This is a genomic window from Kitasatospora sp. NPDC051705, assembly GCF_044453265.1.
GTDB lineage: Bacteria > Actinomycetota > Actinomycetes > Streptomycetales > Streptomycetaceae > Kitasatospora.
The window spans coordinates 132,330-156,528 of sequence record NZ_JBITCO010000015.1 but is presented as its reverse complement, the minus strand read 5'-3'; the positions used below and the strand labels follow the sequence as shown (position 1 = coordinate 156,528).

Annotated in this window: 20 protein-coding genes, 1 pseudogene and 1 riboswitch; of the genes and pseudogenes, 4 read left to right on the top strand and 17 right to left on the bottom strand. The window is 72.6% G+C overall.

The features are described from left to right. Position 1 precedes the first annotated feature (1 nt). From gatC to ACIA8Q_RS20660, 9 genes and pseudogenes are all read right to left on the bottom strand, one after another. Entirely contained in the window at positions 2 to 298 is a 297-nt protein-coding gene (gatC, locus tag ACIA8Q_RS20700) for an Asp-tRNA(Asn)/Glu-tRNA(Gln) amidotransferase subunit GatC (protein WP_360204798.1), read from the bottom strand. A gap of 163 nt (positions 299 to 461) precedes the next feature. Further along, positions 462 to 2,456, bottom strand: a complete 1,995-nt coding sequence (locus ACIA8Q_RS20695; protein ID WP_360204795.1) for a bifunctional diguanylate cyclase/phosphodiesterase — start codon at positions 2,454 to 2,456, stop codon at positions 462 to 464. Between the two features lie 295 nt (positions 2,457 to 2,751). Further along, positions 2,752 to 5,049, bottom strand: coding sequence for an NAD-dependent DNA ligase LigA (ligA, locus tag ACIA8Q_RS20690; RefSeq protein ID WP_360204793.1), 2,298 nt, complete (start codon positions 5,047 to 5,049; stop codon positions 2,752 to 2,754). 19 nt (positions 5,050 to 5,068) lie between these two features. Then, positions 5,069 to 6,079: a methionine synthase gene (locus tag ACIA8Q_RS20685; protein ID WP_360204791.1), complete on the bottom strand. Its 1,011-nt coding sequence runs from the start codon at positions 6,077 to 6,079 to the stop codon at positions 5,069 to 5,071. 35 nt (positions 6,080 to 6,114) lie between these two features. Further along, positions 6,115 to 6,804 carry an SDR family oxidoreductase gene (locus tag ACIA8Q_RS20680; RefSeq protein ID WP_360204788.1) on the bottom strand — a complete coding sequence of 230 codons (690 nt, stop codon included), beginning with the start codon at positions 6,802 to 6,804 and terminating at the stop codon, positions 6,115 to 6,117. 12 nt (positions 6,805 to 6,816) lie between these two features. Next, positions 6,817 to 7,341, bottom strand: a complete 525-nt coding sequence (locus tag ACIA8Q_RS20675) for a TIGR00730 family Rossman fold protein (protein ID WP_360204786.1) — start codon at positions 7,339 to 7,341, stop codon at positions 6,817 to 6,819. A gap of 143 nt (positions 7,342 to 7,484) precedes the next feature. Continuing rightward, a pseudogene (locus ACIA8Q_RS20670) lies at positions 7,485 to 7,910 on the bottom strand (GlxA family transcriptional regulator); the annotation flags it as partial. Positions 7,911 to 8,005: 95 nt separating this feature from the next. Continuing rightward, on the bottom strand, positions 8,006 to 9,142 hold the full coding sequence (mnmA, locus tag ACIA8Q_RS20665) for a tRNA 2-thiouridine(34) synthase MnmA (protein WP_360204783.1): 1,137 nt from the start codon (positions 9,140 to 9,142) through the stop codon (positions 8,006 to 8,008). Between the two features lie 62 nt (positions 9,143 to 9,204). Continuing rightward, positions 9,205 to 10,386 (bottom strand): cysteine desulfurase family protein, encoded by a 1,182-nt coding sequence (locus ACIA8Q_RS20660; RefSeq protein ID WP_360204780.1) that lies wholly within the window; start codon positions 10,384 to 10,386, stop codon positions 9,205 to 9,207. Between the two features lie 264 nt (positions 10,387 to 10,650). Here ACIA8Q_RS20660 and ACIA8Q_RS20655 point away from each other — a divergent pair, with 264 nt between their 5' ends. Continuing rightward, positions 10,651 to 11,439: an IclR family transcriptional regulator gene (locus tag ACIA8Q_RS20655; protein WP_360204777.1), complete on the top strand. Its 789-nt coding sequence runs from the start codon at positions 10,651 to 10,653 to the stop codon at positions 11,437 to 11,439. Here the strand turns inward: ACIA8Q_RS20655 and ACIA8Q_RS20650 are convergent. The 8 genes from ACIA8Q_RS20650 to ACIA8Q_RS20615 form a co-directional block, all read right to left on the bottom strand. After that, entirely contained in the window at positions 11,345 to 12,004 is a 660-nt protein-coding gene (locus ACIA8Q_RS20650) for a trimeric intracellular cation channel family protein (protein WP_360204775.1), read from the bottom strand. The two genes, ACIA8Q_RS20655 and ACIA8Q_RS20650, sit on opposite strands and share 95 nt — an antisense overlap. Positions 12,005 to 12,216: 212 nt before the next feature. Then, positions 12,217 to 13,263: a dipeptide ABC transporter ATP-binding protein gene (locus ACIA8Q_RS20645; protein WP_360204772.1), complete on the bottom strand. Its 1,047-nt coding sequence runs from the start codon at positions 13,261 to 13,263 to the stop codon at positions 12,217 to 12,219. Between the two features lie 34 nt (positions 13,264 to 13,297). Next, positions 13,298 to 14,374 carry an ABC transporter ATP-binding protein gene (locus ACIA8Q_RS20640; RefSeq protein WP_387902190.1) on the bottom strand — a complete coding sequence of 359 codons (1,077 nt, stop codon included), beginning with the start codon at positions 14,372 to 14,374 and terminating at the stop codon, positions 13,298 to 13,300. Then, on the bottom strand, positions 14,371 to 15,381 hold the full coding sequence (locus ACIA8Q_RS20635; RefSeq protein WP_360204770.1) for an ABC transporter permease: 1,011 nt from the start codon (positions 15,379 to 15,381) through the stop codon (positions 14,371 to 14,373). Before ACIA8Q_RS20635 ends, ACIA8Q_RS20640 begins: the two co-directional genes overlap by 4 nt. Before the next feature lie 98 nt (positions 15,382 to 15,479). Then, complete coding sequence (locus ACIA8Q_RS20630) at positions 15,480 to 17,246, bottom strand: ABC transporter substrate-binding protein (protein WP_360204767.1); 1,767 nt, start codon at positions 17,244 to 17,246, stop codon at positions 15,480 to 15,482. A 52-nt stretch (positions 17,247 to 17,298) separates the two neighbouring features. Then, a complete protein-coding gene (locus ACIA8Q_RS20625; protein ID WP_360204765.1) occupies positions 17,299 to 18,288 on the bottom strand; it encodes an ABC transporter permease in 990 nt (329 codons plus the stop codon). 472 nt (positions 18,289 to 18,760) lie between these two features. After that, positions 18,761 to 19,690 (bottom strand): enhanced serine sensitivity protein SseB C-terminal domain-containing protein, encoded by a 930-nt coding sequence (locus tag ACIA8Q_RS20620; RefSeq protein WP_360204763.1) that lies wholly within the window; start codon positions 19,688 to 19,690, stop codon positions 18,761 to 18,763. Positions 19,691 to 19,806: 116 nt separating this feature from the next. Continuing rightward, positions 19,807 to 20,610: an enhanced serine sensitivity protein SseB C-terminal domain-containing protein gene (locus tag ACIA8Q_RS20615; protein WP_360204760.1), complete on the bottom strand. Its 804-nt coding sequence runs from the start codon at positions 20,608 to 20,610 to the stop codon at positions 19,807 to 19,809. Between the two features lie 188 nt (positions 20,611 to 20,798). Next, positions 20,799 to 20,904: riboswitch (glycine riboswitch) on the top strand. A 232-nt stretch (positions 20,905 to 21,136) separates the two neighbouring features. Between ACIA8Q_RS20615 and gcvT the strand changes: the two genes are divergently transcribed. The 3 genes from gcvT (at position 21,137) to glyA (ending at position 24,116) form a co-directional block, all read left to right on the top strand. Continuing rightward, a complete protein-coding gene (gene gcvT / locus ACIA8Q_RS20610; protein ID WP_396317527.1) occupies positions 21,137 to 22,258 on the top strand; it encodes a glycine cleavage system aminomethyltransferase GcvT in 1,122 nt (373 codons plus the stop codon). Positions 22,259 to 22,346: 88 nt separating this feature from the next. Continuing rightward, positions 22,347 to 22,721, top strand: coding sequence for a glycine cleavage system protein GcvH (gene gcvH / locus ACIA8Q_RS20605; protein WP_360204755.1), 375 nt, complete (start codon positions 22,347 to 22,349; stop codon positions 22,719 to 22,721). Positions 22,722 to 22,847: 126 nt separating this feature from the next. Beyond that, positions 22,848 to 24,116, top strand: coding sequence for a serine hydroxymethyltransferase (glyA, locus tag ACIA8Q_RS20600; protein ID WP_360204752.1), 1,269 nt, complete (start codon positions 22,848 to 22,850; stop codon positions 24,114 to 24,116). Positions 24,117 to 24,199: the final 83 nt, after the last annotated feature.

Below are 24,199 nucleotides of genomic sequence, written 5' to 3'. Positions count from 1 at the left end.
GTCAGTCCTCCCCGAGGATCTGCGGCACACGGAAACGCTGCTCCTCGGCGGCCGGGGCGCCGGACAGCGCCTCGTCCGGGGTGAGCGACGGGCGCACCTCGTCCGCGCGCATGACGTTGGTCAGCGGGAGCGGGTGGGAGGTCGGCGGGACGTCCTGTCCGGCGACCTCGGAAACGCGGGCGACCGCGCCGATGATCACGTCGAGCTGCTCGGCGAAGTGGTCCAGCTCTTCGGGCTTCAGCTCAAGACGCGACAGCCGGGCGAGGTGGGCGACCTCCTCGCGCGTGATGCCAGGCATGCAGCGATCCTCAGGGTGAGTTCTGGTGAGGCCCGCCGCCACCCTCAGGCGGCACCGGGCCCGGGCAGGAGCAGCCGGTCCCGGCGCTCCTTCCTCATGGTCTTGGGACCCCATCCTATGGGGCCCGGCCCGGCCACCGGCCAACGAGTGAGCCGCGCGGCCGTCACTGCGGCCCGCTGCGGGCCCAACTCTGCGCCCCCGGCGCCTTGATCTCCCGCGGTGCGCCGGGCATCTGGTGCGGCACGGGCGCGGTCTGGACGGCCTGCGCGGCGGGCACCGGATGGACGACGGGCACCGGATGGACGGCGGCCGCGCCCTGGACCGCCTGCGCGGCCGGCGGCAGCACCGGGGGGAGGGCCGGCGGCAGCACCGGCGGCACGGCGGGCTGGACGGCCGGCGGCACGACCGGGACGGCCTGCGCGACCGGGACGCCCTGGACCGCGGGGACGCCCTGCACGACCGGCACCGGGTGGACGGCCTTGCGGGCCGGCGGCAGCACCGACTGGCCGGGCAGCGCGGACCCGCCCTGGACCGCCTTCAGTCCGGACGGCAGCTGACCCGACGGGGTGGCCAGCCGCTCCACCGGCGGGGCCCCGGTGCGGTGCACCCGCAGCCAGGCGGTGGCCTGCTCGGCCGGCAGCGCGGCCGACACCAGCCAGCCCTGGACGGCGTCCACGCCCATGCAGTGCAGCCGCTCCCAGGTCTCGTCGTCCTCGACGCCCTCGGCGACCACCGTCAGGCCCAGCGAGTGCGCCAGCTCCACCGAGCAGCGGACCACCGCCGCGTCGTGGTCGTCGGCGACCATCCGGGAGACGAACGAGCGGTCGATCTTCAGCTCGCCGACCGGCAGGCTGCGCAGCCGCACCAACGAGGAGTGGCCGGTGCCGAAGTCGTCCAGGGACATCCCGACGCCGTAGCCGCGCAGTTCGGCGAGGGTGTCGGCGGCCCGCCGGGAGTCGTCCAGCAGCAGCCGCTCGGTGATCTCCAACTGGAGCGCGTGGGCCGGCACCTGGTGGCGGACGAGGTGGCCGGCCACCCGCTGGGCGAAGCCCGGGTTGAGCACGTCACGCGGCGAGACGTTGACCGCGACCTGCACCTGCAGGCCCTGGTCCCGCCAGTAGGCGAGCTGGCCGACCGCCGCCTCCAGCACGTAGTCGGTGAGCCGCGGCATCAGGCCGCTGGACTCGGCGAGCCCGACGAACTCGTCCGGCGAGACCCGCCCCTGGCCGGGGCGCTCCCAGCGCAGCAGCGCCTCCAGGCCGACCACCCGGCCGTCGAAGGCCACCTTCGGCTGGTAGTGCAGCTGCACCTCGCCGGTCTCCAGGGCCCGGCGCAGGTCCCCCAGCAGCCCTATCCGGTAGGGCGTGTCGGCGTCCTGGGTCTCGTCGTACTGGGCGACGCCGCTGCAGCCGCGCTGGGCGTGGCCCATCGCCACGTCGGCCCGGCGCAGCAGCGACTCGGCGTCCTGGGCGTGCTGCGGGTAGACGCAGACCCCGGCGCTGGCCTCCAGCACCAGCAGCAGCCCGTCCAGTCGGATCGGTGCGGCGAGTTCGGCGATCAGCGCCTTGGCGACCCGCTCCAGGCTGTCCGGGCAGTTGATGCCGGGCAGCAGCACGGCGAACTCGTCGCCGCCCATCCGGGCCACCATCGGGCGGCCGCGCCGGTAGTGCCGGGGCAGGCCGGCGAAGACGTCGTCGATGGACTCCCGGGTGGCGCTGCCGGCCGGGCCGCCGGAGCGCAGCGCGCGGTGCAGCCGGCGGGCGATGTGCACCAGCAGCCGGTCCCCGGCGGTGTGGCCGAGGGTGTCGTTGAGCGACCGGAACCGATCGAGGTCGAGCAGGATGAGACCGACGCTGTAGCCGTCCTCGCGCTCCGCGATCGCCTCCTGTGCCGCCATCAGCAGGGCCTGACGGTTGGGCAGGTCCGTCAGCGGGTCGGTCAGCTGGTCGCGGGCGCGGTCGCGGGCGATCCGCCAGGCGGCGACCAGCACCGCCAGCGGCACCGCGAACAGCGGCAGCAGTTCGGGTTCGTACCGGTAGACCAGGACGGCCAGCGGGATGAGCGGCGCAGCACCGGCCAGCAGCACGCCGAGCAGCAGGACCGCACCCGCCACCCCCTGCGGCGGGCGTGTGGGCGCACCGCCGGTCGTACGATCCATAAGCCCTGTCCTCCGTCGGGCCCGCCCCGTCAGGCCGCCTTACGGTGAGGCACCGTGCCGGTACCGACAGCTGCCGGGCATGGAGCGACCCCGCGGAGTACCGGCTCAGCCGGTGCCCCCACCCCTGCTGACACTCTGTTGCGCTCCAGGGTATGCCGGGGCCCACCCGGTGGGCAGACTTTCGGACAACCGGAAACGCGCCACCGCGCCTGGATGTCGCACAGTGACACAATGCCCGCTTTCACGGCGCGACACCCGGTGACGTTGCATCAGGACGATAACAAGACGGATTCGGTCACCCGGCGCTCGGGGCGGCCTCCTCCGCGGCCCCGGCGGGGGCCTCCCCGGCCTCGGGCAGGCCCAGGTGGGCGCGGGCCGCGGCCGGGCCGTCGGCGAGCAGCACCGCGAAGCCCGCGTCGTCCAGGACGGGCAGGCCGAGCTGAACGGCCTTGTCGAACTTGGACCCGGGGTTGTCACCGGCGACGACAAAATCGGTCTTCTTCGACACCGAGCCGGTCACCTTCGCACCACGCGAGGTCAGCGCCTCCTTGGCGCCGTCCCGGGTGTGCCCGGCCAGGGTGCCGGTGACCACCACCGTCAGCCCCTCCAGCGGGCGCTCCGCCTCCTCCTCGTCCGCGAACTCCTCGGTGAAGCGGACGCCGGCGGCACGCCACTTCTCCAGGATCTCCCGGTGCCAGTCCTCCTGGAACCACTCGACCACCGAACGGGCGATGATCGGCCCGACGCCCTCGACCGCGGCCAGCTCCTCCTCGGTGGCCGAGAAGATCCGGTCCAGGTCGCGGAACTCGCGGGCCAGCTCCTGGGCCGCGACCGGGCCCACGTGCCGGATCGAGAGGCCGTTGAGGAACCGCCAGAGCGGACGGTCCTTCACCCGCTCCAGGTTCTCCAGCAGGATCCCGGCCGTCTTCTTGGGCTCGCCCTTCTGGTTGGCGAAGAAGGTGGCCCGCTTCTCCTCGCCGGTGCGGTCGTCCAGCTTGGGCATGCCCGTCTTCTGGTCCCGCACCAGCACCTGGATCGGCAGCAGCTGCTCCATCGACAGCCCGAAGATGTCGCCCTCGTCCTTCACCGGCGCCTCGGCCGGCTCCAGCGGCTGGGTCAGCGCGGTGGCCGCGACGTAGCCGAGGCCCTCGACGTCCAGCGAGGAGCGCCCGCCCAGGAAGGCGATCCGCTCGCGGATCTGGGCCGGGCAGAACTGGGCGTTGGGGCAGCGCAGGTCGATGTCCCCCTCGGCCATCGGGCGCAGCTCGGCCCCGCACTCGTGGCAGTGCGAGGGCATCACGAACTCCCGCTCGGTGCCGTCCCGCAGGCTCTCCACCGGGCCGAGGATCTCCGGGATGACGTCACCGGCCTTGCGCAGCACGATCGTGTCGCCCAGCAGCACGCCCTTGGCCTTCACCACCTCCTGGTTGTGCAGCGTCGCGTACTGCACCATCGAGCCGGCCACCTTCACCGGCTCGGCCAGCACCGCGTACGGGGTGGCCCGACCCGTCCGGCCGATGCCGACCTTGATCTCGGCGAGCTTGCCGGTGACCTCCTCCGGCGGGTACTTCCAGGCGATCGCCCAGCGCGGGGACTTGGAGGTGGCGCCGAGCCGGCCCTGCAGGGCGATCTCGTCCACCTTGACGACCACGCCGTCGATCTCGTGCTCGACCGAGTGCCGCTGCTCGCCGAAGTGCTTGATGAACGCCCGCACCTCGTCGAGCGTCCCCACCACCTCGTTGTGCCGGGCGGTGGGCAGGCCCCAGTCGTGCAGCAGCCGGTAGGCGTGCGACTGGTTGTCGATGTCGAAGCCGACCCGGGCGCCGATGCCGTGCACCACCATGTGCAGCGGGCGGGAGGCGGTGACCAGCGGGTCCTTCTGGCGCAGCGAGCCGGCGGCGGCGTTGCGCGGGTTCATGAACAGCCGGATCAGGGCCCGGGGCCGCTTGCCCTCCCGGGCGCGCTCCTCGTTCTCCAGGCGCCGGCGCTCGTTCTCCGCCACGAAGGAGGCGTTCAGCGCCTCGAAGGCCTCGGTCGGGAAGTAGACCTCGCCGCGGATCTCCACCAGCTCGGGGACGTTCTCGCCCTTCAGCTGCTGCGGGATCTCCTTGATGGTCCGGACGTTCGCGGTGATGTCCTCGCCCACCCGGCCGTCGCCGCGGGTCGCCGCCTGCACCAACTGGCCGTTCTCGTAGGTGAGGTTGACGGCCAGGCCGTCCACCTTGAGCTCGCACAGGTAGTGGTAGTCGATGCCGTGCAGCTCGGTGGCGACGCGCTCGGCCCAGGCCGCGAGCTCCTCGTCGTCCATCGCGTTGTCGAGGCTGAGGAGGCGCTCGCGGTGCTCGACCGCGGCGAACAGCCCGGTGGGCGCGCCGCCGACCCGCTGCGTCGGGGACTCCGGGGTGACCAGGGCCGGGTGCTCCGCCTCCAGCGCCTCCAGCTCGCGCATCAGGACGTCGAACTCGGAGTCGCTGACGACCGGGGCGTCCTGCTCGTAGTAGCGGACCCGGTGGTCGGTGATCTCCTGCGCCAGCTCGGCGTGCCGGCGGCGCACCTCCGCCGCGACGTCCTCCCAGCCCTCGACAGCCTCCACCGCAAGCCCTCCTACGATCTCATTCCGGGTTGTCCACCAGGCTCTGCGCCGCCCGCACGCTCTGCGACAGCGCCCTGCGCGCGTACGCCGGGGAGGCCCCGGCCAGCCCGCAGGTCGGCGTCACCAGCACGCGGCGGCCCAGGAGCTCCGGGGCGAACCCGAGCCTGCGCCACAAGGTCCTGACACCCTGGACACTACCGGCCGGGTCGGACACTCCCTGGTCAGTGGAGGGGACGACACCGGCGAGGAAGGTCGTGCCCGCCTCCACGGCCTCGCCCAGGTCGTCGTCCGAGCGCTCGGTGAGGAGGGAGAAGTCCAGCGAGATCCCGGCCACTCCGGCGCGGCGCAGCAGCGGGATCGGGACGTCGGGCGCGCAGCTGTGCACGACGACCGGTGCGTCCAGGGCGCGGACCACCTCGCGCAGCACCTCCTCGGCGACCTGCCGGTCCACCGAGCGCAGCCGCTGGAACCCGCTGGCCGTCCTCACCGAACCGGCCAGCACGGCCGGCAGCGACGGCTCGTCGAGCTGGAGGACGACCTCAGCGCCCGGGATCCGCTTGCGGACGTCGGCCAGGTGGCGGCGCAGGCCCTCGGTCAGCGATCCGGCGACGTCCCGGCAGGCGCCGTGGTCGGAGAGCGCCTTCTCGCCGTGCTTCAGCTCGATGCTCGCCGCCAGCGTCCACGGGCCGACGGCCTGCACCTTGAGCGCGCCCCGGTAGCCCTGGGTGAACTCCTCCAGGGCGTCCAGGTCCTCGCCCAGCCAGGAGTGGGCCCGCCGGGTGTCCCGGCCGGGGCGGTCGGTGAACCGCCAGCCACTGGGCTCGGTCTGCGCGAACAGCTCGACCAGGAAGCCGGCGCCGCGGCCGATCATGTCGGCGCCCGGGCCGCGCGCCGGCAGCTCGGGCAGGAACGGCAGGTGCTCCAGCGCCCCGGTGGAGGTCTTGGCGGCCTCCCGGGCGTCGGTGCCGGGCAGCGAACCGACGCCGGTGGCGGCGCCGCGCAGGTCGGGGAAGGGGTGTGGGGTGCTCACCCGTCCGAGCCTAGTGCGCGGCGCCGGCCCCGCGGTCAGCGCCCGGGGCGGACGGTGATGTCGGTGATCTCCGCGTCCCGGGAGGCGTCCAGGGCGGCCAGCACCGCCCTGGCGACGGACTCCGGCTCGATCCAGCGGCCGGCGTCGTACTCCCGGCCCTCCTGCTGGTGCACCTTCACCTGCATCGCGGTCGCGGTGCGGCCCGGGTAGACGGAGGTGACCCGGACACCGCCCGCGTGCTCCTCCTGGCGCAGCGCGTCGGCCAGCGCCTTCAGGCCGTGCTTGCTCGCCGCGTACGCCGACCACTCCGCGTGGGCGTTCAGGCCGGCGCCGGAGTTGACGAAGACGACGTGGCCCTTGGCCAGCCGGAGCGAGGGCAGCAGCAGCCTGGTCAGCTCGGCGGGGGCGACCAGGTTGACGTTCAGCGTCTCCTGCCAGGCCTTCACCGGCAAGTCCCCCACCGTGCCCAGCTCGACGACGCCCGCCACGTGCAGCAGCGAGTCCAGCTCGCCGGGCAGCGCCTGGTGGCCGAAGGCCCAGGACAGCTTCGCCGGGTCGCCGAGGTCGCCGACCAGGGTCCGCGCCCCGGGGAAGCGCTCCCGCAGTTCGGCGGCCCGCCGTGCGTCACGGGCCAGCAGCCAGAGGTCGTCCCCGCGCTCGGCGAGCTTCCCGGCCAGGACGGCGCCGATGCCGGAGCCGGCGCCGGTGATCAGATGTGCAGCCATGGCCCGATCCTCTCAGGCCTTGAGCTGCTCGAAGACCTGCGCCGGGGTGTCGGCGAAGCCGATCAGCTCGGCGAGCGGGCGGGGCAGGAAGCCCTCGGCGTCCATCCGCTCCAGCTGGGTCCGCAGGCCCGTGTAGAAGCCCTCGGTGTCCAGGACGACCACCGGCTTCTCGAACATGCCGTGCTTCTTGAGCTCCAGCACCTCGGTGACCTCGTCCAGCGTGCCCAGCCCGCCCACCAGGACGACGATCGCGTCCGCCCGCGCGGCCAGCTCCGCCTTCCGCGCGGCGAGGTCGGCGGTCATCACCAGCTCGTCCGCACCGACGTAGCCCTTGTGCTTCAGCATCTCGACCATCACGCCGACCAGCCGGCCGCCGGCCGCCTTCACCTCGTCGGCGAGCAGCCCCATCAGCCCGGCGTTCGACCCTCCCCAGACGAGGGTGTGCCCGCCCTCCCCCAGGAGCCGGGCGAACTCGGCGGCGGGGGCCGAGTAGCGGTCGTCGAGCGAGTACGCGGAGCAGAAGACGGTGATGTTCATAGTGCTCCCTGGTCTATCACGGCCCGCGGCCGGGGCTCACCGGCATTACCCGCCGACGGCGGACCACCCGCCCTGCCGGTCGGCGCGACCGCCGGTGCACCGCCGCTGGTACGGCGAGGTGCGCTGGCGGCCGCGGCGGGAGGTCAGTCCTCGTGCGCGACGCGGGTGAACGCCCGGCGGTAGGTGCGGGGCGGGACTCCGCGGCGGCGGACGAACTGCTCGCGCAGGACGGCCGCGCTGCCGTAGCCGACCCGACGGGCGACCTCCTCGACCGGCAGGCCCGTCGTCTCCAGGAGTTCCTCGGCGGCGCCCAGCCGCAGCTCCCGCAGCCAGGCGTGCGGGGTGGTCCCGGTGGCCGCGGCGAATCGGCGGGCGAAGGAACGCTTGCTCATCATCGCCCGCCGGGCCAACTCCGCCACCGGCAGCGGCTCGTGGAGGTGCTCCCGGGCCCAGGCCAGCACCCCGGCCAGGCGTTCGTCCTCGCCGTCCTCCGGGACGGGGGCCGCCAGGTACTGGGCCTGCCCGCCGTCCCGGTGCGAGGGCAGCACCATGTCGCGGGCGATGCGGTTCGTCCCCGGCCACGGCGCCCCGTTCACGGCCGACGCCAACCCGCCGCTCTGACCGTGCCGCCCCGGAGGGGAACCCCCGCGCCCGGGAGGCCCGCCTACGCGGTGACGGCCGGGCGTTCGGTGGTGGCGATGGTGGCGGAGCCGACGACGCGGGTGCCGTCGTAGAGCACCACGGCCTGGCCGGGGGCGATGCCGCGCACGGCGGTGTCGAGGCTGACCCGGAGTTCGCCGTCGACCACCGAGGCCGAGACCGGCACCTCCTCGCCGTGGGCGCGCAGCTGGGCGGTGTAACGCCCGTCCGCGAGCGGCTCGGTGCCGCACCAGCGGGGGCGGATGGCGGTGAGGCCGGTGACGTCGAGCCCCTCGACCGGGCCGACGGTCACGGTGTTGTTCACCGGGGAGATGTCGAGGACGTAGCGCGGCTTGCCGTCGGCGGCCGGGCGGCCGATCCGCAGGCCCTTGCGCTGGCCGATGGTGAAGCCGTACGCGCCGTCGTGCTCGCCGAGCTTGGTGCCGTCGGTGTCCAGGATGTCGCCGGTGGCGGTGCCGAGGTGCTTGGCCAGGAAGCCCTGGGTGTCTCCGTCGGCGATGAAGCAGATGTCGTGGCTGTCGGGCTTCTTCGCCACCGCGAGGCCCCGGCGCTCGGCCTCGGCCCGGATCTCCTCCTTGGTGGTGTCACCGAGCGGGAAGAGCGAGTGGGCGAGCTGGTCCGCGTCCAGCACGCCGAGGACGTAGGACTGGTCCTTGGCGCCGTCGACCGCCCGGTGCAGCTCGCGGGAGCCGTCCGGCAGGTCGACGATCCGGGCGTAGTGGCCGGTGCAGACGGCGTCGAAGCCCAGGGCCACGGCCTTGTCCAGCAGCGCGGCGAACTTGATCTTCTCGTTGCAGCGCAGGCACGGGTTCGGGGTCCGCCCGGCCGCGTACTCGGCGACGAAGTCGTCGATGACGTCCTCGCGGAAGCGCTCCGCGAGGTCCCAGACGTAGAACGGGATGCCGATGACGTCGGCGGCCCGCCAGGCGTCCCGGGAGTCCTCGATGGTGCAGCAGCCGCGGGCGCCCGTCCGGAAGGACTGCGGGTTGGCGGAGAGCGCCAGGTGGACGCCGGTCACCTCGTGACCCGCTTCGACGGCGCGGGCGGCGGCGACGGCGGAGTCGACTCCGCCGGACATCGCCGCGAGCACGCGCAGGCGGCCGGTGGACGGTGTGGTCGGGGCACCCGGGAAGTCAGTCATGGTGACTACAAGAGTACGGGGCCGCCGAACATGCCCGGCCGGGAACGCCCGCCCGGGAACGCCTACCTGCGCACCGACGCCAGCCCGGCGTTGCGCGCCCGCTGGACGACCGGCCCGATGGCCTCCGCCAGCGCCGTCACGTCCTCCCGCACCGAGGTGTGCCCGAGCGAGAAGCGCAGCGAGGCGCGGGCGAGCAGCGGGTCGACGCCCATGGCGAGCAGCACGTGGCTGGGCTGGGGCACCCCGGCCGAGCAGGCGGAGCCGGTGGAGCACTCGATGCCCTGGGCGTCGAGGAGCATCAGCAGCGCGTCGCCCTCGCAGCCGGGGAAGGAGAAGTGGGCGTTGGCGGGCAGCCTGCCGCCGGCCGACGGGTCGCCGTTGAGCACGGCGTCCGGCACGGCGGCGAGCACCTCGGCGACGAGTTCGTCGCGCAGCGCGCCGAGCGTCGCCGCGTGCTCCTCGCGGTGCTTCACGACCGAGGCCGCGGCCGCGGCGAAGCCGGCCGCGCCGGGCGCGTCCAGGGTGCCGGAGCGGACGTCGCGTTCCTGGCCGCCGCCGTGCAGCAGCGGGACGGGCGAGGCGCCGCGGGAGAGCAGCAGCGCGCCGATGCCGAACGGGCCGCCGATCTTGTGCCCGGTGACGGTGAGCGCGGTGAGCCCCGACTCGGCGAAGGAGACCGGGACCTGACCGAGCGCCTGCACCGCGTCGGCGTGCATCGGGATGCCGTACTCGCTTGCGACGGCGGCGAGTTCGCGCACCGGCTGGACGGTGCCGACCTCGTTGTTCGCCCACATCACGGTGACCAGGGCGACGGACGCCGGGTCGCGCTCGATCGAGGCGCGCAGCACCTCGGGGTGCACCCGGCCGTACGCGTCGACCGGCAGGTACTCGACGTCGGCGCCCTCGTGCTCGGAGAGCCAGTGCACCGCGTCCAGCACCGCGTGGTGCTCGACCGGGCTGCACAGCACCCGGGTTCGGCCCGGGTCGGCGTCGCGGCGGGCCCAGTACAGGCCCTTGACGGCCAGGTTGTCGGACTCGGTGCCGCCGCCGGTGAGGACGATCTCGCTCGGGCGGGCGCCGAGCGAGTCGGCCAGCGACTCGCGGGCCTCCTCGACCACCCGGCGGGCGCGGCGGCCGGCCGCGTGCAGGGCCGAGGCGTTGCCGACCACCCCCAGGTGCGCCGTCATCGCGGCGAACGCCTCGGGCAGCATCGGCGTGGTCGCCGCATGGTCCAGGTATGGCATAACCCCCCGATTGTAGTGGGCCCGCCCGCGGGCCCGTCCCGGTGTGCGCACCTATCGGCCACCCGCGTGCGCACCGATCCGGCCACCTCCGCGCCGGCCCGGGCGGCCGCGGCCAGCGGACGGTGGCGTCCGGTCCCCGTTTGACCCGTTGTGTGCCCGAGCGGTTAGCCTGACGGACACCTCCCGCGGACGGTCCGACGGACGCGTCGCGGGGCACTTCACCATCGGCGCGGAACCATCGGCGCGGACAGGAGCGGGGGCGCCATGTCGCAGTCGGTCGATCGCGCCCTGACGCTGCTCGGGTCGCTCGGCGACGGCCCGGTCACCCTGGAGCAGGCGGCGACCAGCATCGGGGTGCACAAGTCCACGGCGCTGCGGCTGCTGCGCACCCTGGAGGAGCACGGCTTCGCCCAGCGCCTGCCGGACCTGCGCTACCGGGTCGGCGGCCGGGTGCTCTCGCTGGCGCACCGGGCGCTGGAGGAGATCGACGTCCGGCAGGTCGCCGCGCCGTACCTGGCTGCGCTCAACGCGCGCTGCGGGGTCACCGTCCAGCTGGCCGTGCTGCAGGACGGCGAGGTGCTGTACCTGGACGAGGTGGCCGGTGACTGGGCGGCCCCCGGCGCCGGCTGGACGTCCCGGATCGGGCGCCGGGCGCCGGCCGGCGGGACGGCGATCGGCCGGGTGCTGCTGGCCGGGCTGCCGGAGGACGGCACCCCCGAGGAGGAGCTGCCGGCCGAGCTGGCGGCGGTCCGCCGGCGGGGCTGGGCGGCCGAGTCGGCCGAGCACCGGGAGCCGGTGACGTGCGTGGCCGCGCCGGTGGCGGGCAGCGGCGGCCGGACGGTCGCGGCCTGCGCGCTGAGCGCCCCAGCCAGCCGGGTGCCGCCGGCCGAGCTGGCCCGGATGGTGCCGGAGCTGCTCTGCACGGCGGAGGCGATCTCGCTCGCGTACGGCGGCTCGCCTACTCCTCGCTGGTGCGAGAACCGTTGCGGTGCCACGCCCGCGGGGCGCGCCAGCCGTACTTCAGGGCGAGCATCCGCAGCACGAAGGCGGTGAGCGCGGCGGCCGTGCCGGTGAGGCCGGTGAGCCGGTCGGCGCCGATCAGCACCGCGACGAGGGCGGCGCCGACGAGGGCGGGGACGGCGTAGATCTCGCGGTCCCAGCGCAGCAGCGAGGGGATCTCGCCGGCCAGCACGTCGCGGATGACGCCGCCGCCGGCCGCGGTGACCATGCCGAGGGCGACGGCCGCGACGGCGCCGAGGCCGTAGTCGTGGGCCTTGGCGGTGCCGGTGACGCAGAACAGGCCGAGGCCGAGGGCGTCGAGGGTCTGGACGGCCCGGTTGATCCGCTCGACCTCGGGGTGCAGGAAGAACACCACGGACGCGGCCACCAGCGGCGTGACGAAGTAGCCGAAGTTGCTGAAGGCGGCGACCGGCGTCGCGCCGATCACCAGGTCGCGCATCACGCCGCCGCCGAGGGCCGTGACCTCGGCCAGGACACAGATGCCGAAGATGTCCATGTTCTTGCGGACGGCGAGCAGCCCTCCGGAGAGGGCGAAGACGAAGATGCCGGCGAGGTCGAGCGACTGCTGCACGTCGGAGGGGAAGATCTGCGAGGTCACGGGAACAACTATGACCTGTGCGGAACCCTCCCCTCCGCGGGCGGGTGCGGGAACGGCCGGCAGGGGGGGCGGGCCCCGGCCGGCCGTTCCCCTCGCCCTGCTCGGGACCCCGCTACTCGTTCCCCTCGCCCTGCTCGGGACCCCGCTACTCGTTCCCCTCGCCCTGCTCGGGACCCCCGCTAGTCGTTCCCCTCGCCCTGCTCGGGACCCCGCTAGTCGTTCCCCTCGCCCTGCTCGGGGAAGTGACACGCCACCTGGTGCCCGGTCTTCAGCGCGGTCAGCGGCGGTTCCTGGCTGGCGCAGACGTCCTGCGCCTTCCAGCAGCGGGTGCGGAAGCGGCAGCCGCTGGGCGGGTTGATCGGGGAGGGGACGTCGCCCGTGAGCAGGATCCGCTCGCGGCCGGCGCGCTGGCGGCGGCGCGGGTCGGGGACCGGCACCGCGGACATCAGCGCGTTGGTGTACGGGTGCATCGGGCTGCGGTAGAGCGAGTCCCGGTCGGCGATCTCCACGACCTTGCCGAGGTACATCACGGCGACCCGGTCGGAGACGTGCCGGACCACCGAGAGGTCGTGCGCGATGATCAGGTAGGTCAGGCCGAGCTCCTGCTGGAGGTCGTCCAGCAGGTTGACCACCTGGGCCTGGATGGAGACGTCGAGGGCGGAGACCGGCTCGTCCGCGACGATCATCTTCGGCTTGAGGGCGAGCGCCCGGGCGATGCCGATGCGCTGGCGCTGGCCGCCGGAGAACTCGTGCGGGTAGCGGTTGTAGTGCTCGGGGCTGAGGCCGCACAGCTCCAGCAGCTCCTGGACGGCCTTCTTGAGCCCGCCCGCGGGCACCGCGTTCTGCAGCTTGAACGGGGCGCCGACGATGGTGCCGACCGTGTGCCGCGGGTTCAGCGAGGAGTACGGGTCCTGGAAGATCATCTGGATGTCGCGGCGCAGCGGCCGCATCGCCCCGACGCTCAGGTGGGTGATGTCGGTGCCCTCGAACTCGATCTTCCCACCGGTCGGTTCGTCGAGCCGGGTGACCAGTCGGCCCATGGTCGACTTGCCGCAGCCGGACTCGCCGACGACGCCGAGCGTCTCGCCGGCGTTGACGGTGAAGTCGATGCCGTCGACGGCCCGGACCGCACCGGTCTGGCGCCGCATCAGCCCGCTGCGGATCGGGAAGTGCCGGGTCAGGCCGGTCACCCGGAGCAGCGGCTCGCGGTCGGGGGCGGGGGCCGGCGACGGGATCGGCGCCGTCTGGGTGTCCGTCATCGGTTCTCTCCAGAAAGGTGGTACGAGGCCGGGCTCACAGCCGGGGCGCGATCTCTTCGGCGAAGATGCGGTGCCGCTCGGCGGCCGGCAGGTGGCAGGCCGCGTAGTGCCCGGGCGCGGCCTCGGCCAGCACCGGGAGCTCGCTGCCGGAGCGCCCGTCGGTCAGGGCGGCGTACGGGCAGCGCGGGTGGAAGGCGCAGCCCGTCGGCACGTTGATCAGGCTGGGCGGGGTGCCCTTGACCGGGACGAGCCGGTCCTGCAGCTCCCGGTCCAGGCGCGGCATCGAGCCCAGCAGGCCCCAGGTGTAGGGGTGTTCGGGCGCGTCGAAGAGGGTTTCCGCCGGTCCGCGCTCGACGCACTTGCCGCCGTACATGACCAGGATGTCGTCGGCCAGTTCGGCGACGACCCCGAGGTCGTGGGTGATGATGATGACGGCGGAGCCGAACTCCTCCTGGAGGTCGCGGATGAGGTCCAGGATCTGCGCCTGGACGGTGACGTCCAGGGCGGTGGTGGGCTCGTCGGCGATCAGCAGCGAGGGGTCGTTGACCAGGGCCATGGCGATCATCGCGCGCTGGCGCATGCCGCCGGAGAACTGGTGCGGGTAGTCGTCGACCCGGCGGTCGGGCTGCGGGATGCCGACCCGGTCGAGCATCTCGATCGCGCGGGCCCGGGCCTGCCTCTTGCTGGCCTCGGGGTGGTGCACCCGGTAGGCCTCGACGATCTGCTGCCCCACCGTGTAGTAGGGGTGCATCGCGGTCAGCGGGTCCTGGAAGATCATCGCCAGTTCGCGGCCGCGCAGTTGGCGCACCCGGTCCGGGCCGGCGGCGATCAGGTCCTCGCCGTTGAGCAGGATCTCGCCGCTGATCCGGGCCCGCTTGGAGCGGTGCAGGCCCATGATGCCGAGCGAGGTGACGGACTTGCCGGAGCCGGACTCGCCGACGATGCCGAGGGTGCGCCCCTTGTGCAGGTCGAAGCTGACCCCGTCGACCGAGCGGACCAGGCCGTCGTCGGTGTCGAAGTGGATCCGCAGGTCGCGCACGGACAGGAACGGGTCGCCGGTCGGTGCCGACTGCGGGGCGGCGGCTGCCGTGGTCTTCTGGAGCTCGGTCACGAGAGCCTCACCCGGGGGTCGACGAGGGCGTACAGGAGGTCGACCACGAGGTTGCAGGCGACGATGAAGAAGGCGGCCAGCAGGGTGACGCCGAGGATCTTGGGCAGGTCGTTGTCGGAGATCGCCTGGACGGCGAACTGGCCGACGCCCTGGAGCGAGAAGACCTGCTCGGTGATCAGCGCGCCGCCGAGCAGCAGCCCGAGGTCCATGCCGAAGATGGTGACGATCGGGGTGAGCGCGGCGCGCAGCCCGTGCCGGGTGACGACCTTGCGCTCGGCCAGACCCTTGGCCCGGGCGGTGCGGATGTAGTCCTCGCTCATGGTCTCCAGCATTCCGGCGCGGGTGAGCCGGGCGTAGAGCGCGGAGTAGAGGAAGGCCAGCGAGATCCAGGGGAGGATCAGATTGCGGGCCCACATCAGCGGGTTGTCGGTGAAGTCGACGTACTGCAGGTTGTCCAGGATCGGCCACTCGTAGCTGAACAGCGTGAGCAGCAGCGCGCCGGTGAAGAAGACCGGCAGCGAGACGCCCGCGAGGGCGACGCCCATGGAGAGCCGGTCGAAGATCGACCGCGGCTTGAGGGCGGAGACGACGCCGGTGGCGACGCCGGAGACCAGCCACAGCACGGCCGCGCCGGTGGCGAGCGAGATGGTGACCGGGATCCGCTTGGACAGCTCGGGCCAGACCTCCAGGTGGTTCTTGAAGGAGTAGCCGAAGCAGGGGACGTGGCAGGTGGCCGGTTCCGGCCCGAACTTGTACTCGGCGCCGCTGACGAGGCCCTTGAGGAAGTTCCAGTACTGGGTGTACAGCGGCTGGTCGAGGCCGAGGTTCTGCTTGACCGCCGCGATCGCCTCCGGGGAGGGGTTCTTCCCGATGTACTGGGCGGCCAGTTGGTCGGCCGTCTCGCCGGCGATGCGCGGGAGCAGGAAGAAGATCGCGAAGGTGACGGCGCTGACGACCAGCAGCAGAATCACCGCCGCGAGGATCCTGCGGATGATGTAGGCAAACACAGTTGGGCGGCTCCGGCGGCCCGCCGCCGTCCGGGATCCTCCGGACGGCGGCGGGCGCCGCTGCCTTCACCTGCCTTCAGGGATGCGGAGCCAGGCTCTTACTTGGTGGTGCCGATGTTCAGGTAGTCGTACTCACCCGAGAACGCCGGGGTGGAGGCGATGTTGGTGGCGTTGTCCGGGCGGTACAGGAAGACCTTGAAGTAGGTCAGCGGGACGATGACCGCCTGCTCCATGACCTTCTTGTCGATGTCGCCGTAGATCTTCTCGCGGGCGTTCTTGTCCGGGTTGATCGCGGCGTCGTCGATCATCTTGTTGACGGCCGGGTCGTCCAGCTGGGACAGGTTGCTGTTGCCGGACGGCTTGATCGCGCGGCCGTCGACGACCTGCTGCAGGAAGCCGTAGCCGGTCGGCCAGTCCGCACCCCACTGCATCATCATCAGACCGATGTTGTGGTCCTGGGTGAACTGCGGGGCACCGGCGCTGTCGGTGAGGTACTTGCCCTGCGGGTACTGCTGGATCTCGGCGTTGATGCCGACCTTCTTCAGCGCGGCCTGGATCGAGGTGGCGGCGGCGACCTCGGTGGCGCGCTCGGTGCGGGCCGAGATGACGGTGTTGATGCCGTCCTTGCCGCAGGCCTTCAGGGCGTCCTTGGCCTTGGCCTCGTCACCCTTGTTGTCCTTGGTCTCGTACAGGTTGAAGTCCTGGTGGCCCGGGATGTCCGGCGGGAGCACCGTGTTGGCGATCTGGCCGCGGATCGGGCCGCCCTCGGCGGTCTGGACCGAGACCTTGTCGATCGCGAACTGGACGGCCTTGCGGCAGTCGACGTTGTCGAACGGCGCGACCTTGGAGTTGATCGCCAGGTAGACCAGACGGCCGCCGTAGGCGTTGTCGGTGCTGGCCTTCAGCTTCGGGTTCTGCAGGATCTGCGCCTGGGTCTGCGGGTCGACGCCGCCGCCCACCAGGTCGACCTGGGCGTTGCCGGCCAGCAGGTCCTTGTCGATGGTGGCCTGGTCGATGTTCATCTTGAGCTGGATCTTGTCCGGCAGCTGCTTCCGGATCGGGTCCGTGCTCTTGTCCCAGTTGGTGTTCGGGACCAGGACGGCCTGCTTGCCGTCCTCGTAGGACTCGAACTTGAAGGAGCCCGAGGACACGATGTGCTTGACGTAGTCGGCACCGGTGTCCTTGGCCTGCGGGACCGGAGCGGTCTGCGGGGCGCTCACCAGGTAGTCGAAGTCCGCGAACGGGTGCTTCAGGTGGAAGACGATGGTGGTGTCGTCCGGCGTCTCGATCGACTTCAGGTCGCCGGTCTTGTCCTTGTACGGGCCGGCGTACGGCGTGTCGTTGTCGACCAGCAGGTCGTGGAAGTACGTCGGGCCGTTGGAGTTCACGTCCGGCGCGAAGTTGGAGCGCTCGACGGCGTACTTGACGTCCTTCGAGGTGATCGGGGTGCCGTCGTCGTACTTCAGACCCTTGCGGATCTTGTACGTCCAGCTCAGGCCGTCCGCGCTGGGCGCGCCGAGCGACTCGGCGAGGTCCGGGACGAGCTTGTTGCCCTCCTCGCCGGCGGCCGGGTTGAAGGTGGTGAGCGGACGGGCGTACAGGCGCGAGAAGTTGTAGATGTACGCGTAGTACGTGTTGCCCGGGTCGAGCGAGTCCGGGGTGCCCTTCATCTCGAAGGTGACCGTCCCGCCCTTCTTGTCCGAGGCGTTGACGATGTTCTTGGTGGCCGCGTTGGCTCCGCCGCCACCGGAGGAGGAGGACGAGGAGGAGGAGTCGCCGCTCTTGGAGGAGCTGGAGCAACCGGTGACCACCAGGACCGCGGCGGCGGCCGCCGCGGTCAGGGCGACGGTACGGGACCTACGCATGGGTGAGATCAACCCCTTGAGGATGTGGAGGAGGGAGGGTCCTGACGCAACGTCAGTTGCTCTTGGGATCGAGGGCGTCGCGCAGCCCGTCGCCGAGCAGGTTGAAGGCGAGCACGGTGATGAAGATCGCCAGACCGGGGACCACCATGTACTGGGGGTCCACCTGGTAGTACCGGATCGCGTCCTGGAGCATCCCGCCCCAGGAGGCTTGCGGGGGCTGGATGCCGACACCGAGGAAGCTCAGCCCCGCCTCGAAGAGGATGTTGGTCGGGATCAGCAGGGTCGAGTAGACCAGGATCGGACCGACCAGGTTCGGCAGCAGCTCCTTGAACAGGATGAACGGGCCGCGGGCGCCGAGGCTGCGGGCCGCGTGGACGAACTCCCGCTCGCGCAGCGAGAGCGTCTGTCCGCGCACGATCCGGCCCATGTAGGGCCAGTTGAAGAAGCCGATCACGAAGATCAGCACCAGGATGTGCAGCGGCAGGCCGTGCAGGCCGAACGCGCCGCCCTGGAGCGAGGTCGAGATCGCGATGGCGAACAGCAGCAGCGGGAAGGCGAGGAAGACGTCCATGACGCGGCTGATCAGCGTGTCCACCCAGCCGCCGTAGTAGCCGGCCATGATGCCGAGCACGGTGCCGATGGTGTTGGACAGCACGGTCGCGCCGAAGGCGACCAGCAGGGAGACCCAGGAGCCCTCGATGACGCGGGTGAGCAGGTCACGGCCCTGCAGGGGGTCGACGCCGAGCGGGTGGTCCCAGCTCATGCCGCCCCAGTCGCCGAACGGCAGACCGCCGAGGTCGGCGTCCAGGAGGTCCTGGTGGAGGGCGTCCGGGTCGAGCCCGAACAGCGACTCGATCGGCTTGGCCAGTACGGCGAGGAGGATGAGCAGGATCACCACGACGCCGCCGACGACGGCGGCCTTGTCCCGCTTGAAGCGGGTCCAGGCGATCTGACCGAGGGAGCGGCCCTCGATCTTCTTGGCCGGGCCGGCGGGGGCTGCTGCCTCCGGTTCGTTCCCGGCGGTGGTCACGGATGCGGTCATGGTCAGTTGGTCCCCTCGCCGACGGTGGCCGGCCCACGGGTGCCGGTCGCCGGCTTCGGCGGTGCGGCTGCGGACGTGCGAAAGGTGCTAGCAGGAGCGGGTGTTCGCGGCAGTGCGTCGTGCACAGGCACTGCCACCACGCGGGATGGGCTTCGCGTGGACGAGCGGGTCGGCGTACGCGCTCACCTTTGTGGGGTTCCAATGCGCGGTGCGTTGCGCAGAACTCTCTGCCATGCGACTTGGCTTACGCCAGACCTGACAACCGACAGATGCCCAACTGTGATCTGCTGGCATGCACGTCATCGATCTGCGGCATATCGCTCTTCACACGACTGCAGCAGGCATGTCAAGATGACCGGACGGCCGAATCGGAAATTCGTCCGGAAAGCATCGAAGCCGACTTGACGGACAATCAAGTCGGCTTCGCGGAAATGACTTCGACCGGAGTCGCTGACCGCAGTCGCTCCGGCAATCAGCGCCCGGGGTAGCCCGGCCACGGCTGCTGCGGCTGCCCGTGCCAGCCCGGCCCGGGCGGCTGGGTGCCGTAGCCGTAGCCCGGCGCCTGCTGCGAGTGGTACGCCGGGGGCGGCACCGGCGGGTACGGCCCGGTCGCCGCCGGCGGCCGGCCGCCCTCGCGGTCGTAGAACGGGCGGGCGTTGGCCCGCATCCAGAGCGCCACCGGGTCGTACTCGTCCGCCATCGCCACGGTGGACACCGCCAGCCCCTCCGGGGCCACCGCGATCGCCCGCTGCATCAGCGCGCGCACCGCCTCCACCGCCGGCGGCGAACTCTCGTACAGGTCCAGACCGATCGCCAGGTACGGCTCCCCCACCGCCGGCTGCACCCAGGCCCGGCGCAGCGCGCGCACCGCGCGCACCTCACCCGCCTGGCGCTCCAGCAGCGCGAAGAACGGCTGGGCGTTCACCTGCGGCTCGCTCAGCTTCAGCGGACCGGCCGGCAGCCGGTCCAGGCCCGCCGCGATCCGGCGCAGGTCCGCCCACGGCACGCCCACCCCGCCGCCGGGCGCGTGCGGGTTCAGCCACAGACCCCAGCGCGTCCGGTACAGCGAGGCCGCGATCTCCCGCCCGGAGATGACCTCGTGGGCCCGGGCCCAGCCGGAGGCCGCCAGCTGCTCGGGCGAGGTGACGGCCGGCGCGTAGCCGTGGCCGCTGATCTCCATGTTCCCGTACTGGGCGTCCGGGCTGCCCGGCGTACCGTGCCAGAGCAGCATCCACACCTGCCCGTCGGCCAGCGCGTGCAGCAGCTGCTCGTACGCGTCGTAGCGCTCCGGCACGACCTCGCGCAGGGCACGCTCCAGCGCGCCCGGATCCGCCCCGGGGCGCCCGGCGGACGCCTGGCCCCAGGGCCCCGGTGCACCGCCCGCTACCGCTCCCGCACTCATGCGCCCACCTCGCCGCGCCTCTTTCCTCAACCCAGCCGGCCCGTCGGCCGTCTGCACGCACCCTATGGCGCGGCACCGGCCACCGCCACGGCGACGTGCCTACGAACGAACGCCGCTCACACCCGCGCGTAGAAAGGCAGTACCCGGGCGAGCAGCCACTCGACCACCGGATCGTCGGCGAGATCGAGCAGTACGAGGTGGACGCCCCCCGGCAGCGGTGCGGTTCCCAGGGCCCGGCCGAGCGCCTCGTTGACCGCGGCCGGGTCGGCCGGGGCCGCCGGATCCAACTGGACGCCCACGAACATCACGGTCGGCTCGCCCTCGATGCTGGCCAGCGCCCGGCGGGCGGTCAACACTCCGGGGAGGAGCGACAGTTCCGCGCGGCAGGCGGCCAGGAAGTGCTCCGGGTCCTCGCCCGGCACCGGCTCGCGCAGCGCCACCCGGCCGCCGGTGGGGGCCAGGGCCTCGCCGGCGGCGTCCCAGCGGTCCTCCCGCGGACCGCGGCGCAGCTCCGCCACGCCCTGCGGCGGCACCGGGATGCCCACCGCGGCCTCCGGGTTGACGGCGATGCCGACGCCCAGCGGCAGGCCGCGGGCGAACTCCCAGGCCGGTGCCACCGCGAACGCCATCCCCGGCGCCTGCTGCAGGAAGACCTCCTGCGAGGAGAAGACCGGGACGTACGGGTCACCGGCCAGCTCGACGGTCGGCAGGTCCAGCGACTGCCCCTGCGGGTCGCCGCCGGCCGGCAGCGGGATCCACACCTGGCTGCGGGCCAGCACCTCGATCACCCGGGGCGTCGCGCCCGGGTCGCCCAGCGCGGCGGTCAGCACCTGCTCCAGCTCGTTGGCCGGCCACCCGCCGCCCGGCGGCGCCGACTCCGGCCCGCCCCACCCCTGCTGCTGCTCCACCGGGTACCCCATGCGCGCCTGATCCGCCCTCTGCCGCTCGGCCGCCCTGTGCTACGCCGACGCGGAGCAGTTTAGGGCCCGTGTTCGGTATCACGCGGCGTGACCGGGGCCCCTCTCCCGCCCGCGGCCCGGACGTGCCATGATGTGCGCGTTCGACGGCGCAGTGGGCCGCCGGGCCCCACAACTCCATACCGGCCGCTCGAACCCGCGCGGGAGAGCCCGGAGTACCCCCTCAGGTGGTACAGCCGGCGCCGAAGGAGCAAGTCCTCCCCGGAATCTCTCAGGCCCCCCTACCGCACGGGTTAGGCACATCTGGAAAGCGGCGCACGGCCCTGTCGCGCGCCCACCCACGGTGCAAGCCGCCATGCTGTCCTGGATGCTGGAAACAGCTGCGGGCAGGTGGGCGGTGAAGCTCTCAGGTTCGACGACAGATGGGGAGACCCACGCCGCCGCATGCCCGCGCGCAGGGGTCGGTCCCCGAGCGGGCCCGGTTCCGGCGCGTGCACCCCTGAGTGCCCCGACCGAGGAGTTCCTGGCCATGTCGTCCCTCCGCCTGACCGCGCTCGACGCGCTGCACCGCGCCCTCGGCGCGACCATGACCGACTTCGCCGGCTGGGACATGCCGCTGCGCTACGGCAGCGAGCGCGAGGAGCACCTCGCCGTCCGCAACCGCGCCGGTCTGTTCGACCTCTCCCACATGGGCGAGATCACCGTCACCGGCCCGCAGGCCGGCGAGATGCTGGACCACGCGCTGGTCGGCTTCGTCTCCGCGCTGGGCGTGCTGCGCGCCCGCTACACCATGATCTGCGCCGAGGACGGCGGCATCCTGGACGACCTGATCGTCTACCGCCTGCGCGAGGACGCCTTCCTGGTCGTCGCCAACGCCTCCAACGCCCAGCTGGTGCTGGACGAGCTGATCGCCCGCGCCAAGGGCTTCGACGCCGTCGTCACCGACGACCGCGACACCTACGCGCTGATCGCCGTCCAGGGCCCGGAGTCCACCGCGATCCTGGCGAAGACCACCGAGGCCGACCTGCCCGGCCTGAAGTACTACGCGATCCTCCCGGCCCAGGTCGCCGGCCGCGACGTGCTGCTCGCCCGCACCGGCTACACCGGCGAGGACGGCTTCGAGATCTTCTGCAACCCGGGCGACGCCGAGGCCGTCTGGCAGGCGCTGACCGCCGCCGGCGAGGCCCACGGCCTGGTCCCCTGCGGCCTGTCCTGCCGGGACACGCTGCGCCTGGAGGCGGGCATGCCGCTGTACGGGCACGAGCTCTCCACCGACCTGACCCCGTTCGACGCCGGCCTGGGCCGGGTCGTCCGCTTCGACAAGACCACCAACGAGGGCGCCTTCGTCGGCCGCAAGGCCCTGGAGAAGGCCGCCGCCGAGGCCGAGGCCAACCCGCCGCGGGTGCTGGTCGGCCTGGTCTCCGAGGGCAAGCGGGTGCCGCGCGCCGAGTACACCGTGGTCTCCGCCGACGGTGCGCCGATCGGCCGGATCACCTCGGGCGCGCCGTCCCCCACCCTGGGACAGCCGATCGCGATCGCCTACGTGGACGCGGCCCACGCCGCCCCGGGCACCACCGTCGCGGTGGACGTGCGCGGCAAGCACGAGCCGGTCCAGGTCGTGGCGCTGCCGTTCTACAAGCGCGCCCGCTGAACCCCCACTCCCCCGAAGACCCACGTCGAAGCCGTCCGCGCGGCGGCCCGCTTCGTCGTACCCGCTTCCCATCCTGGAGAATGACGCCATGAGCAACCCCCAGCACCTGCAGTACACCGAGGAGCACGAGTGGCTGACCGCCGCCGAGGACGGTGTCTCCACGATCGGCATCACCCAGCACGCCGCCGACGCGCTCGGTGACATCGTCTACGTGCAGCTGCCCGAGGTCGGCGACGAAGTGACCGCCGGCGAGACCTGCGGCGAGCTGGAGTCCACCAAGTCGGTCAGCGACCTGTACTCCCCGGTGACCGGCGAGGTCGTCGAGACCAACCAGGACGTCCTGGACGACAACGGCCTGGTCAACAGCGCCCCCTTCGAGGGCGGCTGGCTGTTCAAGGTGCGCGTCGCGTCCACCGGCAAGCTGCTCACCGCGGACGAGTACAACGCCTTCATCAAGGCCTGACCCGCTCGTGACCGGGCGGGCCGCAGCGCGGCGGCCCGCCCGCGCCGACCACCCGTCGCCCGCCACCCTTCCGAGGGCGCGCTCCGCACGGCACCCCTGATCCTCCTCCACCGGGAAGACCACACCATGACGGTTCTCAACCAGTCCCTGCACTCCCTCGACCCGGAGATCGCCGCCGCGGTCGACGCCGAGCTGCACCGCCAGCAGACCACGCTGGAGATGATCGCCTCCGAGAACTTCGCCCCGGTGGCGGTCATGGAGGCCCAGGGCTCGGTGCTCACCAACAAGTACGCCGAGGGCTACCCCGGCCGCCGCTACTACGGCGGTTGCGAGCACGTCGACGTGGTCGAGCAGATCGCGATCGACCGGATCAAGGCCCTGTTCGGCGCCGAGCACGCCAACGTCCAGCCGCACTCGGGCGCGCAGGCCAACGCCGCCGCGATGTTCGCGCTGATCCAGCCGGGCGACACCATCCTGGGCCTGAGCCTGGCCCACGGCGGTCACCTGACCCACGGCATGAAGATCAACTTCTCCGGCAAGCTCTACAACGTGGCCGCGTACCACGTGGACGAGAAGACCGGCCAGGTCGACATGGCCGAGGTCGAGCGCCTCGCCAAGGAGCACCAGCCGAAGCTGATCATCGCCGGCTGGTCCGCCTACCCGCGCCAGCTCGACTTCGCCGAGTTCCGCCGGATCGCCGACGCCGTCGGCGCCCTGCTCATGGTGGACATGGCGCACTTCGCCGGCCTGGTGGCCGCCGGGCTGCACCCCAACCCGGTGCCCTACGCGGACGTGGTCACCACCACCACCCACAAGACCCTGGGCGGCCCGCGCGGCGGCGTCATCCTGTCCAAGGCCGAGTGGGCCAAGAAGATCAACTCCGCGGTCTTCCCCGGCCAGCAGGGCGGCCCGCTGGAGCACGTGATCGCCGGCAAGGCCGTCGCCTTCAAGGTCGCCGCGTCCGAGGAGTTCAAGGAGCGCCAGCAGCGCACCCTGGACGGCGCCCGGATCCTCGCCGAGCGCCTGCTCCAGGCCGACGTCGCCGAGGCCGGCGCCTCGGTGCTGTCCGGCGGCACCGAGGTCCACCTCGTCCTGGTCGACCTGCGCAACAGCCAGCTCGACGGCCAGCAGGCCGAGGACCGGCTGCACGAGGTCGGCATCACGGTCAACCGCAACGCCATCCCGAACGACCCGCGCCCGCCGATGGTCACCTCCGGCCTGCGCATCGGCACCCCGGCCCTCGCCACCCGCGGCTTCCAGGCCGAGGACTTCCGCGAGGTCGCCGACATCATCGCCGAGGCGCTCAAGCCCGCCTTCGACGAGACCGTCGCCGCCGCGCTCAAGGCCCGCGTCACCGCGCTGGCCGAGAAGTACCCGCTGTACCCGAACCTCTGATCACTCCGGTGATCGCCCGGGCGGGGTGACCGGCCTCACCCCGCCACGGCACCTGGGACCCCGGGGCACCGCGCACACTGGTA

What these genes read in the sequence shown, in the direction of transcription:
- ACIA8Q_RS20630 (WP_360204767.1), bottom strand. Translation starts at nt 17,246, where the DNA reads ATGCGTAGGTCCCGTACCGTCGCCCTGACCGCGGCGGCCGCCGCCGCG.
- ACIA8Q_RS20695 (WP_360204795.1), bottom strand. Translation starts at nt 2,456, where the DNA reads ATGGATCGTACGACCGGCGGTGCGCCCACACGCCCGCCGCAGGGGGTG.
- ACIA8Q_RS20655 (WP_360204777.1), top strand. Translation starts at nt 10,651, where the DNA reads ATGTCGCAGTCGGTCGATCGCGCCCTGACGCTGCTCGGGTCGCTCGGC.
- gcvH (WP_360204755.1), top strand. Translation starts at nt 22,347, where the DNA reads ATGAGCAACCCCCAGCACCTGCAGTACACCGAGGAGCACGAGTGGCTG.
- ACIA8Q_RS20680 (WP_360204788.1), bottom strand. Translation starts at nt 6,804, where the DNA reads ATGGCTGCACATCTGATCACCGGCGCCGGCTCCGGCATCGGCGCCGTC.
- glyA (WP_360204752.1), top strand. Translation starts at nt 22,848, where the DNA reads ATGACGGTTCTCAACCAGTCCCTGCACTCCCTCGACCCGGAGATCGCC.
- mnmA (WP_360204783.1), bottom strand. Translation starts at nt 9,142, where the DNA reads ATGACTGACTTCCCGGGTGCCCCGACCACACCGTCCACCGGCCGCCTG.
- ACIA8Q_RS20620 (WP_360204763.1), bottom strand. Translation starts at nt 19,690, where the DNA reads ATGAGTGCGGGAGCGGTAGCGGGCGGTGCACCGGGGCCCTGGGGCCAG.
- ACIA8Q_RS20615 (WP_360204760.1), bottom strand. Translation starts at nt 20,610, where the DNA reads ATGGGGTACCCGGTGGAGCAGCAGCAGGGGTGGGGCGGGCCGGAGTCG.
- gatC (WP_360204798.1), bottom strand. Translation starts at nt 298, where the DNA reads ATGCCTGGCATCACGCGCGAGGAGGTCGCCCACCTCGCCCGGCTGTCG.
- gcvT (WP_396317527.1), top strand. Translation starts at nt 21,137, where the DNA reads ATGTCGTCCCTCCGCCTGACCGCGCTCGACGCGCTGCACCGCGCCCTC.
- ACIA8Q_RS20660 (WP_360204780.1), bottom strand. Translation starts at nt 10,386, where the DNA reads ATGCCATACCTGGACCATGCGGCGACCACGCCGATGCTGCCCGAGGCG.
- ACIA8Q_RS20625 (WP_360204765.1), bottom strand. Translation starts at nt 18,288, where the DNA reads ATGACCGCATCCGTGACCACCGCCGGGAACGAACCGGAGGCAGCAGCC.
- ACIA8Q_RS20645 (WP_360204772.1), bottom strand. Translation starts at nt 13,263, where the DNA reads ATGACGGACACCCAGACGGCGCCGATCCCGTCGCCGGCCCCCGCCCCC.
- ACIA8Q_RS20675 (WP_360204786.1), bottom strand. Translation starts at nt 7,341, where the DNA reads ATGAACATCACCGTCTTCTGCTCCGCGTACTCGCTCGACGACCGCTAC.